Origin of the sequence: Pandoraea aquatica, from assembly GCF_902459565.1 — a bacterium.
Classification (GTDB): domain Bacteria; phylum Pseudomonadota; class Gammaproteobacteria; order Burkholderiales; family Burkholderiaceae; genus Pandoraea; species Pandoraea aquatica.
This window is the reverse complement of the sequence record NZ_CABPSN010000006.1, coordinates 163,361-181,343: the sequence shown is the minus strand read 5'-3', so window position 1 is coordinate 181,343 and position 17,983 is coordinate 163,361. Positions and strand designations below refer to the sequence as shown.

Below are 17,983 nucleotides of genomic sequence, written 5' to 3'. Positions count from 1 at the left end.
GCGCGGAAACCCCCGGAGGAGACGACAGTGGCAATCAGACAGCATCGCAGGCAGACCGCAGGCACTTTGCACCGTTTCAGACTTCGACCCAACGGCGGCACCTGGCTGGTCGGTTCACTGCTGGGGCTGGCATCGGCCTATGGTCATGCGCAGACCGTGACGCCGCCCGGTGCCGCGTCTGCGGTCAGTGCTGAAGCCGAGAGCGCCACCGTGACGGCCAACCCTTCGGCCGACGCGAATGCAGTCGTCCCCGGCGCGGCACCCACCGTGACCCCGGCCACGGCAAAGGACGGCGCAACGCTCAACACCGTCGTGGTGACGGCAACACGTCGTCGCGAACCGGCACGCGAAGTGCCGATGCAGATCAACGTCATCTCGGCGGAAGAGTTGCAGAAGAGCGGTGCCAAGACGATGTCGGATTTCCTTTCGTCGGAGCCCGGCGTCGACCTCAACACGCAGGGCGGCAGCGGTGCGGGACAGATCAGTATGCGCGGTGTGACGACCGGCGAGCAAACGGGACCGACCGTGGGCGTCTATGTCGATGACGTCGCCTTTGGCGGGAGCACGCTGTTCTCGCAAGGCGCGACGTTCGCGCTGGACATGAGCCTGCTGGACCTGAATCACATCGAAGTGCTGCGCGGGCCGCAGGGCACGCTCTACGGTGCAGGTGCGATGGGCGGGTTGTTGAAGTACGTCACCAACGAGCCGGATACCAACACGTTCTCCGGTCAGGCGAGTGCAGGTTTGTCGACGACCAAGCACGGCGGCATCGGCAACACGGCCAGCGCAGTCCTCAACATCCCCATCAAGAACGATGTGGCGGCCGTGCGCGTGTCGGCGTTCAGTCAACACGATGCCGGTTATATCGACGCCGTCGGGCCGCAGGCAGGCACGCGCGTCGACCGGGGCGACACGTACGGTGCACGCGCCTCGCTGCTGCTCACGCCCACGAGCCAGTTCACCGTGCGTCTGAGCGCGATCACACAGAACATCAACCGTAATGCCCCGAACTATGTGGCCTACGACAACACGGGCAAACCCGTCGACGGCGATCTGACCACGCGCATCTATGCGCCCGAGCCGTTCCATCAGAACGTGCAGCTTTACTCGCTCGGGCTGGAGTATGACTTCGGATGGTCGCGCTTTAACTCGATCACGTCGTACCAGTCTGTGAAGACGAATGCGCCGCAGGATCTGTCTGTGGTGTACGTGCCAGCGTTGGCCGCGCAGGGGCTGAATCTGAACTCGGTCGTGGCGGCGAACATCGCCTCGACGAACAAGGTGACGCAAGAGTTTCGTCTGACGTCGCCTGGAAACCGTCAGCTTGAATGGATCGCGGGACTCTTCTTCACGCGTGAGCGCAGCGAGTCTGACCAGGGCATTGTCGCGGGGTTTGCCGACGGATCTTCAGGGTACCTCTCGTCGCTCACGGCACCGAGCACCTACACAGAATACGCCGCGTACGGCGACCTCACGTACCACGTGACGCCGCGACTGGCACTGACCGGCGGCATGCGGATTGCCCACAACAACCAGAACTTCGACCAGACCACCGGCGGGTTGCTGGGCGGACCGATGCAAACGATTTCGGCACCCTCGTCCGACACCAGCAAGACTTACATGCTGACGGCGAGCTACGGCCTGACCGAGAACAGCAACGTCTACGTCCGTGCGGCCAGCGGTTATCGCCCGGGCGGACCGAATGCGCAGCTCGTCAGCCCGATCACGGGGTTGCCAGGCAACGGTAACGCCACGTTCCAGCCGGACACGCTCTGGACGTATGAAGCGGGCTACAAGGCAGACCTGTTCGATAAGCGTCTGTCGTTGTCGGCCACCGTCTACGACATCGAGTGGAAGAACATCCAGCAGCTCGGCGCAATCGAAGGTGTCAATCAGGTGCTCAATGCAGGAAATGCGCGCATCAAGGGTTTCGAGCTGGCGAGCAGCTTCCGCCCTGATCGGCACTGGAACTTCGGCGTCGGCTTCTCGTACATCGATGCCAAGCTGACGCAGGGCAACGCGTCGACCGGCACGCAGTCGGGCGACCCGCTGCCGAACTCGGCGAAGTTCTCGGCCACGCTGACGGGGACGTATCACTTCTCGCTCGGCTCGTATGCCTCGTACGTCGGTATTGCGGAGCGCATTGTCGGTCGTCGTCACTCGGGCTTCAGCAACAGCACCGGCCGCCCCGATTACCAGCTCCCGGGCTACGCCGTCACTGACCTGCTGGCGGGGATCGACTTCGGCCGCGCGAGCCTGAACTTCTATTTGCGCAACCTGTTCGACCGTCGCGCGCTGCTGGCCGCTGGCACCGCACTGATGCCGATGGGTGGCCCGGCGCTGGTCAGCGTGGAGCGTCCGCGCACGTTTGGTGCCGTGCTGACGGTGCCGTTCTAATCCTCGGAGAGTTTCCAATGACTTTGCAACAACAAGACCTGCACGCTCGCCTCGACGCGCATCTCGCGCGATTCAACCGAAGCGATGCGCCGGGGCTCGTGGTCGGCGTCGCCCGTGACGGGCGCGCGCTGTACCGCAAGGGGTTCGGCATGACGAGCCTCGAACATGCGGTGGCCAACACGCCGGCCACCCGCATGCGCATCGGCTCGACCAGCAAGCACTTCACCTGCCTCGCCGCGCTGCTGCTCGCGCAGGACGGCAAGCTGGATATCGATGCAAGTGTTCGCACCTATATGCCGGAACTCCCGGTGTTGGCGGGGGAGCCGACGCTGCGTCAGTTGATGACGCACACCAGCGGCTATCGTTGCTATCTGGACCTATCGGTTATCACGCAGGGCATCAATGCGATTGGACCCGGCGTGCCACTGGCCATCGAGTTGCGTCAGCAGGACGTCAACTTCGCCCCGGGCGAGCGCATGCTCTACTGTAATGGCGGATATCACCTGCTGTCGCTCATCATTGCGCGCGTCAGTGAAATGTCGTTCGAAAAGTTTCTCGACGAGCGGATTTTCCGCGTGATGGGCATGAGCGACACCGAGTCCGTCGGCGACGATCTGCGCATCCGGCCGCGCATGGCAACGCAGCATGTGCCTGACGGCGAGGGTGGCTATCTGCGCGGGCTGTTCCCGAGTCATGAGGTGTTGGGTGAAGGCGGTATCGTTTCCACGATCGACGACATGCTGAAGTGGGCTGCGCATCTGCGTCGGCCCGGCAGGCTGGGAAGTCCCGACACGTGGCGTGAAATGCTGGAAATGCCGACGTATTCGAGTGGGGAGGTCGGCGTTTACGCATCGGGTCTGATGCGTACTCAGTATCGCAACGTCGAGACCATTCATCATGCGGGCGGTGTCTTCGGCGGTACTTGCCAAATGCTGACGGTACCGTCGCACGCGCTCGATATCGTCCTGATGAGCAACGGCGCGCCAGTCGATCCCGTCGCGCTGGCGACTGAGTTTGTCGATATCGTTCTTGGCGACGAAGTGCTCGGCCCCCCTCGTCAGACGGCAGAGCCGACGTCGGCAAATCCCGGTCTGCTTGGGAAGTACTTGTGCGCCGCACCGCTTCAGTTGGTGGAGATCGTGGAGCGGGAGGGGGGCCTTCATGCGTCGCCGCAGAATCAACCCTACCCGCCGCAGCCGCTGATTGCCGACGAGCGGGGATATCGCATCGAGGATGGCGCCGGCGCGCGGATGCGTGTCATACCGCACGAGCGTGTGGCGTCCGGCAGTGTGCCCGCCATCGATTTCATCGACTGCGGACACGTCGTGACGCTGACGCGCTATGAAGGTGTGCCGCCGGCAGAGGCGTTGGGCGCGGAAGGACTTTGTGGCGAGTACTTCAGTCACGACGCTGACGCGCACGCCGTCATTTCGATGATCGATGGCGAACTGACGTTGTCCATTCGCGGTGCGACGGGAAGTGTGCGTTATCACCTCAATGCACTCACCCGTGAAGTCTGGACGTTCGAACCGGCCGATGCGTCTGCGCTTAGCGCTGGCACAGCACGGGTCGAGCGTAGCGAAGACAAGGCCACGCGGTTTTCGCTGAACACCTCCCGTACGCGGGGGCTGACGTTCTCTCGTATTGGGTAACGACGAAGCGGGGAGGGGCCTTTCGGGCACCCTCCCTGTTTGACGTTAGCGCTCAGGACTCGCTCAGGACTTTCCGAATCGAAGGTTTCGCGTTCGGAGGGTGCTGACAGAGATCCCCGCCACAAGCCCGGTGTCCGGGTGCCTGACGATCGCAATCGTTCCCGTTAGCATGGCATTCGGCTCACTCGGAGAGAAGCGGAGGAGGTCGATGTCGACGGGGAAGACGTCATAGGCGCATTCTCCTGCCTTTCCCGCGATCACCAGCGACATGACGACGTCGATGTCTGTGTCCGTCCGATGATCCAGCGTCGAAGGGCGCAACGTCGCGCAAGCGTCTGCTTCTTCACTGAGATAAGCGCCGCACAAGGCCTCGATATCTTCTGCGCTGATCCTCGCTGGCGTTTCGATGCGGCGATAGATTGCCGTGTGGCCGCAATGCGTGATGTGCAGGTGCGAGGGATCGGTGCCCCACCGCAACCGGAATGTCCCGTCGCCGCTCGACTCCAGCGCGAATTCGCGAGGGCCGTCATCTCGCGCGTCAAGCTCGTACAGCGACGAGATGCTCGGTTCGAGCGGACCGCCGAGCGTCATCGCGCCGTTACGTTCGACGATGTCGTACACGACGTCTCCATTCACTTCGCGATAGGTGCCCGCTAGCGCGGAAGACGAGAGTATTTGCGCGGGCGTTGGCACCGGATACGCCTGCATCCGGTCGGCCAGCAGGATGTCGAGCATGCGCAGCGAAAACGCGACGGGTGCCGGGATGGCACCGTTACTCAACAACACGATGTCGACGCCGTACTCAGGCACGCACAACATCTGGCACGTTCCCCCAACGACACCGCCCGCATGGTGGATCAGTTCGCACCCGCGATACTGCGTGCGCTTCAGCCCCATCATGTAATCGCTGCGCAGTCCGCTGGAGAACATGGGCGACGAGAACATCGCTTCCCAGGTGGTGCGATTGCCGACTGACTTTTCGCCGCGCAGGTGGGCGCACCATCGCAGCATGTCGTCCACGCTGGAGACGACGCAGCCTTCGCCGAGTATTTCGCGCGAAGGGAACAGACCCCGTTCATATATCCCGTCGCTGCGCTTCACATGGCATGCGGCCATGCGGTTTCGAATCCGGAAATCGTCGGGCAGGCAGAACGTATCGCTCATGCCCAGCGGTTCGAAGATTTCGGACGTAAGGAACGACGCGAACGATTGTCCGCTGACACGTTCGATGGCCAGCGACATCAGGTGGTAGCCGCCGTTGCAGTACATCATCCGCGCCCCTGCGGGGAAGTTGACGTGGGTCTGTCGGTGCTGAATATCGAGCAGATAGCCTGCCTGCGGCACTGCCAATCCGTTGGTGAGCAGCGAGATGTCGAGCGCGCAGCGCTGGCCGCTGGTGTGGTGCATGAACGAGCGCAGCGTCGGCTCACCGGCGATGCCCGTCAGTTCCGGCAAGTATCGGCGGATGGGCGCATCGATATCGAGCGCTCCAGCCTCCTGAAGCAACAGGGCGGCAAGGCAAGCCATGTGCTTCGTCGTCGACCCGATACGCAGTCGAGTCCGCGCATCGAGGGCCATGCCGAGTCCAACGTTCGCCATCCCGAAGGCGCGGCGTAACACAATCTTTCCATCGATGGCCGCGCCGACGACGACACCGGGTGCGTCGCTTCGGTTGAACGGTTCGAATAGCGCGATGAGGGCCTCGTCGTCAAAGGGCACGCGTGCTGACACGGCAATCCTCCTGAATCACGTTGCGATCCGTTCGGCATCGTCGATGCCCCACAAGCTGTCAGGCCCGAGTACGTACCCGTTCCGGTACTGGAACGCAGGCGAGCGGTCCTCGGCCAGAAAGCAGGGACCGTCGAGATCGACGCGGTCGCAGACCTGCCCGAGGAGGTAGGCCGGTGCCAGACCGAGCGAGGTGCAGGGCATGCATCCGACCATGACCGACAGACCGAGATCGCGAATCGGCGCGACGAGCGACAGCGCACGAGTGAGGCCACCGCACTTGTCGAGCTTGATGTTGACGACGTCATACCGGCGCGCGACGGCGGCGAGATCGCTCAGATCCTGAAACGATTCGTCGGCCGCGAGACGAATCGGGTACGACATCGATTCGAGGCATTCGTCCTTGCCCACGGGCAACGGCTGTTCGAGCAGGTCGACGCCGACTTGCTGCAAGACCGGCAGCATCCGGTGCATGTGGTCTGGCGTCCAGCCCTGATTGGCGTCCACGGCCAGTGCGACTTCGGGGCAAGCCTTGCGAATCGCGACGAGGCGCTCAGCGTCGAGCGCGTTACCGTCCAGCTTGATCTTCAACGTCGTCGCGCCCGTATAGCGACGAGCCGCATCCGCCATCGCCTCCGCCGAATCGACCCCGACCGTGAGCGACGTGCGCAGCGGGCGCAGGCGTGCACGTCCGGACAGCCGTGCCACCGTCATGCCGCACCGCTGGGCGGCCAGCGACCATAGCGCGGCATCGACGGCATTTCTCGCGCCACCGGCAGGTAACAGCGAGATGAGGTCTTCACGGGAGATGCCGCGCTCGATGTCGGCACGGACGGCGGCAATCTGTTCGGCCATGCTTTCCGGCGTTTCGTGCCGGTAGTAGACGCCGGCGGCTTCTCCCCGGCCTCGGCACTGTGCCGACCTGAGTGAGACGACCAGGACTTCGGCCGCATCGACCGTATGACCCGAGATGTGGAAGGGCGTGGCCAGCGGCCACCGTTCGATGCGAACGGAAAGGGTGCAGGGAATCGTCATGGGCGCTTATGCGTAACGTTCGATGGCGAGGCGCACGGCGTTGGCGGCGCTGCGCATCAGGAGGCAGGCGACGATGAAGCCGGACAACGCGACGGCCACGATGGCCCAGATCAGGCCAGAGGCGGTGCCGTGCAGGTGATCCGACATCAGTCCGATAGCGACGGGGCTGCCGGACTGCATCAGCACCGTCGTCAGCACGCCGATGGCCGCTACGCGTGAGCGCAGATACGGCGGACAGATGCTCTGCATCAGGCCCGGGAACATGATCATCCCGGCGACGACACACATGAACTGCGCGCCGAAGAGAAGGTAGACGTACGACACGGACGGCGCGATCAGATAGCCGAAGCTGACGACGCAGGCCCCCAGCGCGCCCCACTCGCAGACACGCAGCGGCGCGAGCACGCCGAGTCGGGCGGTGAGGCGACGTGCAACGAGCCAGCCGAGTACGCACCCGATCACGCTGCCCACCATGGCGGCGCTGCCGAGTCCGGCACCGGCGGTCGCGGGCGTTGCGCCGAAGAAGCGCACGGCGACGACCGGCATCCAGCTCGTGATCCCGGCGAACGCCATATTGATCAGTGCGATAGCCCCGAAGAAGCGAAGCATCATCGGCATCTCGCGACGGAAGTACTCACCGGCCGCCAGCCCTGGTGCCACCGTCTCACCGGTCGGGGAGGGGACGTCCGAATGCGCCGAATGTGCGTAATGCGGACGAATCATCGCAACGATCAGCACCAGCAACGGCGCAGGCACGGCCACGGCGAAGAACGCAATCCGCCACGCAGACGTGCTGGCCAGCCCGAAGGGCAGCGTGGCGTGCAGCGTATCGATCCCTTGAATCAGGAGCCCGCCGAGCGCCATGCCTGCGCCTGCGCTCAACAGATTCACCATGGCGAAGACGGAGTTGGCGAGGATGCGCTGTCGTGCCGGAAAGAGGTCGGGCAGCAAGCCGTAGATGATCGGCATGAGTCCCGCTTCGCCGAGGCCCAGACCGATGGAGGCGATGAAGAGCGTCCAGAAGCCGGTCGCCAGTCCGCACGCGGCTGTCGCCGCACTCCAGAGCAGGATGCAAAGCGCCAGCACGGCACGCCGGTCCATCCGGTCCGCCAGCCACCCGATGGGGATCGCGGCCGCGCCGGCGAAGAGCGCGATACCGGCGCCCTGCAACAGCCCGACCTGAATGTCGGCAAGGCCGAATTCGGCGCGGATGAGTTCGGCCAGAAGCACCAGCATCTGGCGGTCCACGTTGGCAAAGAAGGTCACGACGACGAGGGCAAAAAGCCCGAGCCACGCGCCGACCCCCGCATACCGCGCGCGGCGCGCCGTGGTGGCGTACCCCGCCTGCCCCGGCTTCCCCGGTGTATCGGTGTTCGTTTCCAGCATGTGTAGTCCCAGTATTAGGGCGAGTGGGGCGGCTAACGCGTCAGCGCGTGAGGCAACTGACGGCCAGCCGGGGCGCTCATTGCGCGAATCGCTCGTTGCCGACGAGGCCGATGCGGGTCACGCCCAGCTTTTGCGCGGACGCCATGACCATCGCGACCGCCCGGTAGGGCGCTTGTGCGTCGGCCCGCAGGTGCAGCTCGGTGGGCGGCGTGGACGTCGCGGCTTCGGTGAGCCGGGTTTCCAGTTGCGCGCGGTCGGCAAGCGGCGAGCCGTCCCACGCCACGACACCGCTGGCGTCGACGTCGACCTGTACGACGAGTGGCGGCGCGGGTGGCGCGGCATTGGAAGGCGTGGGCATGTCGAGTTTGACGGCATGCGTCTGGATCGGGATGGTGAGGATCAGCATGATCAGCAGCACCAACATGACGTCGATGAGCGGCGTCGTATTGATCTCCACCATGATGTCGCTGTTCTCGCCAGCGCCCGATGGCATGGTCATGGCCATGGCAGTCTCCTGGGGTGGTGCGCGTCTCGCGCTATTGACGCGGCGGCGCTTCGGTAATGAAGTCGACCTTGGCGATGCCGGCTCGCTGGCACATGAGGACAACGCGTCCAATGGCCGCATAACGCGCATCGAGGTCGCCGCGAATATGGACTTCGGGCTGCGGGGTCAGCACGGCGACCGCCTTGAGCTTCTCCAGCAGCGTCGCGGCGTCGGGCATGCGTCGCTCGTCCCAATACACCTCGCCATCGTGGGTGACGGCGAGGACAACGTTCTGGGGCGTGGTTTGCAGCGGTTGCACCGCTTCCTTGGGCAGCGTGACCGGCACGGTGTGCGAGACCACGGGAATGGTGATCAGGAAGATGATCAGCAACACCAGCATCACGTCGACGAGCGGCGTCGTGTTGATCGTCGCCATGACCTCGTCGTGTTCTGCGCCACCATCCCCACTGGGTAGGGTCATCGCCATGGCATCACCCCACGCGAGCGACTTGCGAGGTGCGTGTCGCTACGATGGCCGACGCGGTCGTCTTGCCCGTGAGCAGCACGTTGTGCAGTTCGCTGCCGAACTCGCGCACGCGCTCCATCACGGCCTTGTTGCGACGCACGAGCCAGTTGTAGCCCAGCACCGCAGGCACGGCCACGGCCAGACCGATCGCCGTCATGATCAGCGCTTCGCCGACCGGCCCCGCCACCTTGTCGATGGACGCCTGACCGGCAATGCCGATGGCGGTGAGCGCGTGATAGATACCCCACACCGTGCCGAAGAGGCCAACGAACGGTGCCGTCGAGCCGACCGTGCCCAGGAACGACAGCCCGTCCTGGAGGCGATTCGACACGCCTGTCATGGAGCGTTCGATGGCGGTGGCCACCCAGGTATTCAGATCGACCTGTTCGAGCAGCGCGCCGTGATGGTGATCGCGCGCCGACAAGCCGGTTTCGGCGATGAAGCGAAACGGGCTGCCCTCATCAAGCGAGCGCACGCCTTCGGAGAGCGACGACGCACCCCAGAACTTCTGCTCCGCCGCACGCGCCCGGCGCAGCACCTTGGCCTGTTCGAGCAGCTTGGCGACGATGATGTACCAGCTCCCCATCGACATGATCACGAGGATAAGCAAGGTCCCGCGAGCGATCATGTCGCCGCCTTCCCAGAGGGCTTCGAGACCGTAGGGGTTCGTCACCGTGGTGGCGGCATGCGCGCTGAGCGACGCAAATGCCGTCATCATCGATACCACGGCCATCGGGACCGCGAGACCGCGTGCACGTGATGTGACGCGAGATTGGAACTGAAACATGGTTGTCTCCTTGACGTAAATCAGGGTGGAAGTTGGGCTGTTGAGGACAGCCTCAATTGAGTTGGAAATCGAACGGGACTTGCACACGGACCTCCTGTCCTTGTGCAACGCACTGGAACTGGCGTACGGCGTTCTCGGCGGCACGATCGAGCACCGGTGCGGCCGAACGGACGACGCGAAGCTGTTTGATCTGTCCGTCAGTGCCGACCACGAACTCGACGAGCACGCTGCCCGTGATGTTGTCGCGCTGGGCTTCACGCGGATACCGGATGGCGGCGCGCACTTGGGCAGAGTTCGGGCAGACGACGCCGACGTTGGCGGGCACGGGCTTGCTCGGCGGTGCGGGCGGCGCGACCGGAGCGGTCTCGACGGGTTTGTCGGCCTGCGCGACGATGGCGTTCGGCTGTGGCGCGGTCTGGACCTGCACTTCGGGCGGCGGCACGTAAGCCTTGGGCTGGACGACGGGGCGCGGCGCGGGCGAGATCTTCTTCACCGGCGGTGGCGGGGGCGGCGGAGGAGGCGGTTTGATCTCCTCGATGATGCGTGTCTCAATGGGTGCCTGGATGATCGTCGCGACCCGGGTGGCGAGTCCACTGAGCAGGGCGTACAGAATCAGGGCGTGCAGCAGCAGTGCAACGCCGATACCGAGCATTCTCCGGGCGGGCGGTTTGGGTTGGGCGTAATTCATGGACTACGTGTCTCCTGCCTGCTTATGTCTTGTGTGGAGTCACGTTACGGCGCGGGTATTTCTGGTTCATCTCGACTTTGTATCGGGATTGATACATAGCGCGGACGATGCGAAGGCGACGCGCAGTTGACGAATAGGTCTGTGCGCCAAATGTTTCAGGACTGCAACAATGCCGCAAGAATGTCTGAACGTTCCTCGCGGATAATCGGGGCATGGAGACACCGCACGTGGGGGAAATGCAGGGGGAATGCCCCGACGTGCCGGAGACTAGAAAAGGAAAACGATCATGGCAACGCACGTACTTGTCGTCGATGACGATGCGCAGATCCGCAGTCTGCTTTGCGATTGCCTTGCCGACTTCGGCATGACCTGCATGCAGGCGGCCAACGGCGAGGAGATGCACCGGGTGCTGGCGCACAGCGATGTGGACATCGTCGTGCTCGACCTGATGCTGCCGGACAGCGACGGCCTGACGCTATGTCGGGAGCTGCGCACGACGTCGGACATCCCGATCATCATGCTCACGGCGCGCGGCGAGATGACCGACCGGATCGTGGGGCTTGAACTGGGGGCGGACGACTATGTCGTGAAGCCGTTCGAGCCGCGCGAACTGGTCGCGCGAATCCAGACGATTCTGCGTCGCACGAAAGCGCAGGCGAGATCGGCGACAGAACAGAAGGACGAGCGGAAGTTTGCGGGATGGCGACTGAGTTTGATCGGCCGCCATCTCATCGCGCCGGACAACACCGTCATCCCGCTCTCGAACGCAGAGTTCCGGTTGCTCAACGCTTTTCTTTCCGCACCGGGGCGTGTGCTCAGTCGTGAGTACCTGATGGATACGGCGCGGGGGAAGTCCATCGACGCGTTCGACCGCAGCATCGATGTCCAGATTTCGAGGCTGCGGCACAAACTGCGCGAAGACATCAAGGAGCCGCGCTTGCTGCGCACGATTCGAGGCGAAGGCTATATGCTCGACGTGCGCGCACAATCGGAGAGTTAGTCCGACCCGCCCGTGGAGGCGTCTTCGAGCGACCGGCCTTTGGTCGATGGGCCGAAAAGCGCAATGCAGATCGCCGCCGCCAACAGAATCACGTCGCTGATCACGAACACGAAGAGCTTGCCTTTGAGCACGGCGAAGATGCCGAAGACCAGAAGCAACAGAATCGCCCCGGCGCGCCCCCATGCCGATGCGAGACCCATCCCCGTCGCACGAATCTCCGTCGGATACAGTTCGGGCGTGTAGCTGTATATGGCGGTCGAGCCGAGCGCCAGACAGAACGACGTCAGTCCGCCGAACACCATGAGCGTGGTGGATGTCGTCGACAAGCCGAACAACGTACCGAAGATGGCCGTGCCGATGAAGGCAAGGATGGCCGTCGGCTTGCGGTCGAGCCAGTCGACCACGTACCCGCCGAATACATAGCCCGGAATGACCGACGCGTAGATCGCAATCGAGAACTCGAAGGACTTGACGATACTGAAGCCCTCCATCGCAAGCAGCGTCGGCACGAACGTCATGAATGTGTAGAGCACGCCGTATTCGGCAAACCATGCGGCCCACAGCATCAGCGTCACCTTGCGAAAGCGCGGGCTGAGCAGATCGCGTGCGCGCCATGCCTTCGCGGGCGTGGCTTTGACTGCCGAGGCTGTCCCCACACTGCTCGACACGACGGCTTCATCCGGCAGGCGACGTCCCACGCGCTGCTCGATCGACGCCAGCACGGCTTCGGCTTCGGCCGCGCGCCCGCGACGCAGCAGCCAGCGCGGCGACTCGGGCAGGCCCGAACGCATCAGTCCGACGACGATGGCGAAGGGCAACGTCAGAAAGAGCGCGGCGCGCCAGCCCCAATGCGGGATGATGTTCAGCGCCCAGATCGGCGACACGGCAATCCCGAGCGCGAAGAAGCCCATCATCCAGCCCCCGAGCTTGCCACGCACGCGTGTCGGCCAGAGTTCCGCCAGGTAGGGCGGCACGATCGAACTCTCCGCACCCACGAACAGCCACGTGAAGAAGTTCAATGCGGCAAACGACCACACGTCATTGACCAGTCCGCGCGACGCCGAAAACAGCGAATACAGCACCAGCGTGAGCATGATCATTTTCTTGCGGCCGTACCGGTCGGCAGCAAAACCGGCCAGCGCAGACCCCACCAGATAACCGCCCAGACCGATGGCTGAGATCACACCGATGGTGGCCGCATCGAATCCCCATAACGGTCGCAACGTCGCCAGGACGAAGCCGGTGATGACCGTGTCGAGCGTATCGAAGAACAGCGAGAGCGCCGCGACAACGAGCACCGTCAGGTGAAAACGCGACACCGGCAGACGGTCGAGCCGCCGGGCGATGTCCTGCTGGGTGAGTGTCGAAGTCCGCAAGGCGTCACGGGCGCCGGACGCCGAGACTGTCGAGGTCTCGGAAGTCGCGTTGCCACCGGACATCCGGCCAGCATCGCCGCCCGGGCGAGAGTCGAATTGAGAGGTCGTCATGTTCTGGTCTGTCAGTGGGGGCCGGACACAGCGCCGGCACCGGTGTCATGAGAAAGCGTTGCGTTGTGTTGGGGCGGGGCGTGTCAGGCGGAAGCGCCGATGCCCGGGTGGAACTGGCCGTGCCCCGGCGTGCCGACGATCTGGCCGTGGTCCATGACCGTCTCGCCTCGCACGACGGTGTAGACCGGCATGCCCGTCGTCTGGATGCCTTCCCACGCGGTGTAGCCGGCCTTCGTATGCATGTCGGCAACGGTGAAAGTCTGTTTCTGCTTCATATCGACGATAGTGAAGTCGGCGTCGGCACCACACTGGATCCGCCCCTTCTTCGGATATTGGCCGAAGCGTTTGGCAGGGGCTTCCGCGCAAAGGCGTGCAACGTCCTGAAGCGTCAACTTTCCCGCATTAACGGCGTTGAGCACCAGCGGAATAAATTCCTGCGCGCCCGTAATGCCCAACGGCACGGAGAAGTTGTCTTTCCAGCCCGGCGTGATTTCTTCGAGCGTATGCGGCGCATGTTCCCCCACCAGCATGTCGGCCGTGCCGTCGTGCACCGCCGCCCAATGGCTCTCCGGTGCGTACGCCCACGCATAGGCGCCGGGTCCGACCTTCTCCGCCTGAGCGCGCGTCATGAACAAAGTCGCGGATTCCATCTCGCCGGAGATGTCCTGTCCTTGCGCCTTGGCCTGTCGCACCAGCTCGTTGGCACCCGGCGGCATGACGCCCATGTGCAGGACATGCAGACGCACGCCCGTCAGTCGCGCGTAGTAAATCGACGCCGCCAGCCCTGCCGCCATCCCGTGGCCGTACATATAACCGCGCTCGTACGCCTCCATGTAGTCGCGATTGCTGGTCTTGCCCGGGTTGATGTAATCGCGAAACGTCAGCCGTTTGCACCACTCGCTGTCGTCGTGGTGCACGGCGCAGAGCAGTCCCTTGTCGGCGACCGCTTCGTACAGCTCGTGCAGGATGCCGTGGTCGACCACACCCAACTCGGAAATGTACGGATACACCTCTTTCACGTGCCGGGTGTTGAAAACCTTGATGCCGATCGCGCCCGCTTCGGCGAGCGCTGCCACCGTTTTCGGGTACAGGCCGCCGCCGTACAGCGCATAGTCGACCAGCGCTTTCGGCGCGATGGTTTCCCGCTTGAGCATGAACGATTCGAGTGTCGTCGGGTGAGGATCGTTGTTCGTCATGTCGATGCAGAACGTAATGCCCCCTGCGGCTGCGGCCGTAGTGCCCGACGTGAAATCCTCCTTGTAGGTGTGTCCCGGCTCGCGAAAGTGGCAGTGCACATGCCACAGCCCCGGCAGCACGTCCAAACCGCCTGCGTCGATGGTCCGCAGCGCGGGCGGCGTGTTCGCGTCGTCCGTCAGCGCCACGATTTTTCCGCCTCGCACGCCGATGTTCAGCGTCGAAAACCCTTCAGGGGTGTGCACCCGACCGCGCGTTATCACGAGATCCAGCGGTTCCTGATTCATCTCATTCTCCAAAAATACACAGTAAATACACGACAAATTGTTTGTGTATAAAATTATTGTGTCAAGTAGGGAATGTTCGCTACACTGGCTGCCAATCGATCACTTCATGTCTCACCATGCGCAAGAAAGCTGAGGTCGCTCAGGACGCGGCGACCAAACACGTCAAGGGTTCCGGGGCTTCGAAGGCCTACCAGTTGCTACGCGATCGCATCGTGTCGCTGGAGATGCATCCGGGCGATGACATCGACGAGCAGGCGCTCGTCGACGAGCTGGGGATTTCTCGAACGCCGCTGCGCGAAGCCATGATTCGTCTGGCGGCGGAAGGGCTGATTTCGATCCTGCCGAACCGGGGCGCGCGGGTGTCGTCGATGGATATCCCGCAGTTGCAGGAGCATCTGGAGGCGTTCGAGTTGACGCAACGCGCAACGACGCGGCTGGCGGCGCTGCGACGCACGCCCGCGGATCTGGCGCGCATCGAGGCGTTGGTGGTGGCCTTCGAGACGGCGCATGAGAAGGAGGACGTCAACGGCATGATCGACGGCAACTGGGAGCTGCATCTGGCCATCGGCAATGCCTGCGGCAATCGCGTGCTCGCCAAGATTTACACGAATCTGCTGACGGAAAACCTGCGGATCGCACGATTGGCGATGAGCTACGAAACCTTCCCGACGCCGGCGGCGCGGCAAGCGCATCTGAACAACATCCTGCGCGAGCACCGCGAAATTCTGGAGGCCATTCGCACGCGGGACGCCGAGCGTGCGGACGAGCTGGCGGCTTCACATACCAATCTCGCACGCAAACGCGTGACCGAGTACATCTCGCTCAGTGCGCTCGGCAGCATGGCCGTCGGCGCACAGGCGAATGTGCCGGGGTTTTCCGGAGGATCTTGAAATGTGTGAAGTCTGCGCCGTCTTTGGCGTGAGTGAACACTGGACCGATGCCGCCGACCCGATGGGTCAGCATTCCGTAGCGGCCGGCATTCTGGAGAATCGCAGCGAACGCGCGCGTCGGCTGCGGCTCATCAATCGCATTCTGCGTCCACATGGTCTGAAGGCCGACGATTGGGACGGCGAATCGTACAGCGTGGAAGACGCAAGCGGGCGTCGTCAACTCGCGTCCGATCTTTCGTCGCTCTGGCGCGTTGCCGAACATCTTGGTCACACCCTCATCGATCCGCTGGAGAGCGACTTCACGGTCGCGCAATCGCTATGGTCAGACTCGTACCGCGTCTCGAACTGAATATCGTCACAGGCTTTCTCGGCAGCGGTAAAACCACGCTGCTCAAGCGCTATCTGGCGCAGCGGCCGCCCGCGTCGACACTGGTCATCATCAACGAGTTCGGGCGCGAATCGATTGACGACCGCCTGACGTTGCACCTGAATTCGGAGATTGCGACCATCGCCAATGGGTGCCTGTGCTGCACGGTGCTCGATGATCTGCGCGAGACGTTGCTCGACATTCTGACCCGTCGTGCGCGCGGCGAATTGCCGGAACTGGAGCGCATCATCATCGAGACCAGTGGTCTGGCCGATCCCGGTCCGATACTGGGCACCGTGCTGTCGGATGAAAATCTCGACGAATACCTTCGCGTGGGTGCCTGCGTCACGACGTTCGACGCGCTGGAAGGCATCGCGTCGCTGGCACGCTATCCGGAAGCGGCAGCACAACTCGCGGCGGCCGATCGTGTGGCCATCACCAAGACCGATCTGTTGGACGAGAGTGGTCTGAGCGCACTCGTCGATGCGGTTCGCGCCGTGAATCCTGCGTGCGCCATCATGACCAGTGAAGTGCCCGAGGCGCTCTTTGCGCCGGGCGAGGCTTCGGCTATTGGAGACGTCTCGTCACGTCAGGCCGGCGCGCACGTCCATACGAGCTCGGTGCAGAGCTTTTCCATCGCGCTCGACACGTCGCTCGACTGGGCGACATTCTCCGTCTGGCTCACGGCGTTGCTCAATCGTCACGGCGACCGGATTCTGCGCTTCAAGTCGGTTCTGTCGATACGCTCGACGCCGGGGCAGCTCGTGGTGCAGGGCGTGCGTCACCGCGTCTATCCGCCGAGCCATCTGCCGCAAATCGAAGGGGAGGCGTCGACGTCGCGACTGGTGTTCATCACCGACGGGCTAGAGAAATCGCGCATTCTCGAATCTCTTCACCGGTTCGCAAACGCCGGGTTGATCGACGCCGGTTTCAATCGATTGACGATGCAGTAAGACACAGATGTCGAGCGCGCAAAGCCGATAACCCGGGGTATTGCGCGCTCGACATCGCGACATCGCCGCGTGAGTTCTACGGCAAATTCTCCCGAAAGATCACCTGACTTCGGCTGGCTTCGACACCGGCCGACAGGTCGCGCTTTTCGCGCAGGTTCGCGAAGATGCGCACGCAGTTCATGATGGCGCTCTGCGGACTTTGGGTGATGACGGCGTCCATCGTGCCGTCGATCAGCATGGCCCGGGTATCTGGCGTGAGGCCGTGTCCGATGAACACCACCTTGTGCTCCTTGCCTACCTCCTTGAGCGCTTTGCCAACGCCCTCCGATCCGCCGCCGATGTTGTAGATCGCGGAGAGGTCGGGGTGTTGCTCGAGTAGCGCGCGCGTCTGGCGGTAATTGACCTTCTCGTCGTCGTAGCCCTCGCGCAGCCCGACGACCTGCATCTGCGGGTATTGCTCGGAAAACAACTGCAAGAACCCGGCCTCACGCTCCACGTGGGCTTTGTAGCTGAGCGACCCGGCAATCAGCGCCACCTTCGCGTGGCGCTTCTGACCGACGAACCGGGCAATCAGATAGGCCGCCGTGCGCCCCGCCGAGCCATTGTCGAGCCCCACATACGCGATGCGCCGCGAGTGCGACAGATCGGAAACCAGCGTGACGGTCGCGACGCCGTCGTCGGCCAGCGTGTCGACCGCTTCTCGCACCTTCGGATGTTCCAGCGGCATGAACGCTACGCCGTCGCAGCCGCGCCCGCGCCCCAGCAACGCCGAGGCCATCGCGTCCGGGTCGAACCCCTGAATGAACTGCACCCGGCAGTTGACGTTGTACGGCGCCCACTGCGTTTGCGAGCATTGCACCCACTCGCCTAGCATGCGCAGAAACTTGCTGCTCCGGTCAGGCAGCACGAACAGCAACTGCGTCGGCGGCGACAGGCGCACGGCCTCCAAATCCTGCTCCGGCAAATACTTCAACTCACTCGCGGCGAGCAACACCCGCTGAACCGTCGTCTGGCGCACGCCTTCCCGGCGATGCAGCACCCGGTCGACCGTGGCGGTCGAGACGCCCGCCATTCGGGCGATGTCCGCCTGATTGGGCATATTTCGTCGCATGGAAGTGAGTC

General features: G+C 63.5%; 16 protein-coding genes. 6 read left to right on the top strand and 10 right to left on the bottom strand.

Annotated elements, in window-relative coordinates:
* The first annotated feature begins 27 nt into the window (after positions 1–27).
* Together PAQ31011_RS19750 and PAQ31011_RS19745 are read left to right on the top strand one after the other, a co-directional pair.
* Complete coding sequence (locus tag PAQ31011_RS19750) at positions 28–2,397, top strand: TonB-dependent receptor (protein WP_246179674.1); 2,370 nt, start codon at positions 28–30, stop codon at positions 2,395–2,397.
* A gap of 17 nt (positions 2,398–2,414) precedes the next feature.
* Positions 2,415–4,049: a serine hydrolase domain-containing protein gene (locus tag PAQ31011_RS19745; RefSeq protein WP_150577425.1), complete on the top strand. Its 1,635-nt coding sequence runs from the start codon at positions 2,415–2,417 to the stop codon at positions 4,047–4,049.
* A gap of 63 nt (positions 4,050–4,112) precedes the next feature.
* Here the strand turns inward: PAQ31011_RS19745 and PAQ31011_RS19740 are convergent, their stop codons facing one another.
* From PAQ31011_RS19740 to PAQ31011_RS19710, 7 genes are all read right to left on the bottom strand, one after another.
* Positions 4,113–5,780 (bottom strand): serine hydrolase domain-containing protein, encoded by a 1,668-nt coding sequence (locus tag PAQ31011_RS19740; RefSeq protein ID WP_174990203.1) that lies wholly within the window; start codon positions 5,778–5,780, stop codon positions 4,113–4,115.
* A gap of 15 nt (positions 5,781–5,795) precedes the next feature.
* Positions 5,796–6,812 carry a dipeptide epimerase gene (locus tag PAQ31011_RS19735; protein ID WP_150577423.1) on the bottom strand — a complete coding sequence of 339 codons (1,017 nt, stop codon included), beginning with the start codon at positions 6,810–6,812 and terminating at the stop codon, positions 5,796–5,798.
* Positions 6,813–6,818: 6 nt separating this feature from the next.
* A complete protein-coding gene (locus PAQ31011_RS19730) occupies positions 6,819–8,198 on the bottom strand; it encodes an MFS transporter (RefSeq protein ID WP_150577422.1) in 1,380 nt (459 codons plus the stop codon).
* Between the two features lie 76 nt (positions 8,199–8,274).
* Entirely contained in the window at positions 8,275–8,703 is a 429-nt protein-coding gene (locus PAQ31011_RS19725) for an ExbD/TolR family protein (protein WP_150577421.1), read from the bottom strand.
* A 31-nt stretch (positions 8,704–8,734) separates the two neighbouring features.
* Complete coding sequence (locus tag PAQ31011_RS19720) at positions 8,735–9,169, bottom strand: ExbD/TolR family protein (RefSeq protein WP_150577420.1); 435 nt, start codon at positions 9,167–9,169, stop codon at positions 8,735–8,737.
* A gap of 4 nt (positions 9,170–9,173) precedes the next feature.
* Entirely contained in the window at positions 9,174–9,941 is a 768-nt protein-coding gene (locus PAQ31011_RS19715; RefSeq protein WP_246179694.1) for a MotA/TolQ/ExbB proton channel family protein, read from the bottom strand.
* Positions 9,942–10,047: 106 nt separating this feature from the next.
* Positions 10,048–10,683, bottom strand: a complete 636-nt coding sequence (locus PAQ31011_RS19710; protein ID WP_150577418.1) for an energy transducer TonB — start codon at positions 10,681–10,683, stop codon at positions 10,048–10,050.
* 286 nt (positions 10,684–10,969) lie between these two features.
* Between PAQ31011_RS19710 and PAQ31011_RS19705 the strand changes: the two genes are divergently transcribed.
* The gene (locus tag PAQ31011_RS19705) at positions 10,970–11,683 is read left to right on the top strand and encodes a response regulator (RefSeq protein ID WP_150577417.1); all 714 of its coding nucleotides are present in this window, start codon (positions 10,970–10,972) and stop codon (positions 11,681–11,683) included.
* Here the strand turns inward: PAQ31011_RS19705 and PAQ31011_RS19700 are convergent.
* Complete coding sequence (locus tag PAQ31011_RS19700) at positions 11,680–13,170, bottom strand: MFS transporter (RefSeq protein WP_217424877.1); 1,491 nt, start codon at positions 13,168–13,170, stop codon at positions 11,680–11,682. The genes PAQ31011_RS19705 and PAQ31011_RS19700 overlap by 4 nt on opposite strands.
* Before the next feature lie 83 nt (positions 13,171–13,253).
* The gene (locus PAQ31011_RS19695; RefSeq protein WP_150577416.1) at positions 13,254–14,651 is read right to left on the bottom strand and encodes a dihydroorotase; all 1,398 of its coding nucleotides are present in this window, start codon (positions 14,649–14,651) and stop codon (positions 13,254–13,256) included.
* 116 nt (positions 14,652–14,767) lie between these two features.
* Between PAQ31011_RS19695 and PAQ31011_RS19690 the strand changes: the two genes are divergently transcribed.
* Genes PAQ31011_RS19690 through PAQ31011_RS19680 form a run of 3 tightly spaced genes read left to right on the top strand, consistent with a single transcriptional unit; the run spans position 14,768 to position 16,861 of the window.
* Positions 14,768–15,541 carry a GntR family transcriptional regulator gene (locus PAQ31011_RS19690; protein ID WP_150577415.1) on the top strand — a complete coding sequence of 258 codons (774 nt, stop codon included), beginning with the start codon at positions 14,768–14,770 and terminating at the stop codon, positions 15,539–15,541.
* Between the two features lies 1 nt (position 15,542).
* Positions 15,543–15,890, top strand: coding sequence for a hypothetical protein (locus tag PAQ31011_RS19685; RefSeq protein WP_150577414.1), 348 nt, complete (start codon positions 15,543–15,545; stop codon positions 15,888–15,890).
* On the top strand, positions 15,860–16,861 hold the full coding sequence (locus tag PAQ31011_RS19680) for a CobW family GTP-binding protein (RefSeq protein WP_150577413.1): 1,002 nt from the start codon (positions 15,860–15,862) through the stop codon (positions 16,859–16,861). Before PAQ31011_RS19685 ends, PAQ31011_RS19680 begins: the two co-directional genes overlap by 31 nt.
* A 76-nt stretch (positions 16,862–16,937) precedes the next feature.
* On the opposite strand, the gene PAQ31011_RS19675 is transcribed toward PAQ31011_RS19680, so the two are convergent.
* Positions 16,938–17,972 carry a LacI family DNA-binding transcriptional regulator gene (locus tag PAQ31011_RS19675; protein ID WP_246179673.1) on the bottom strand — a complete coding sequence of 345 codons (1,035 nt, stop codon included), beginning with the start codon at positions 17,970–17,972 and terminating at the stop codon, positions 16,938–16,940.
* Positions 17,973–17,983: the final 11 nt, after the last annotated feature.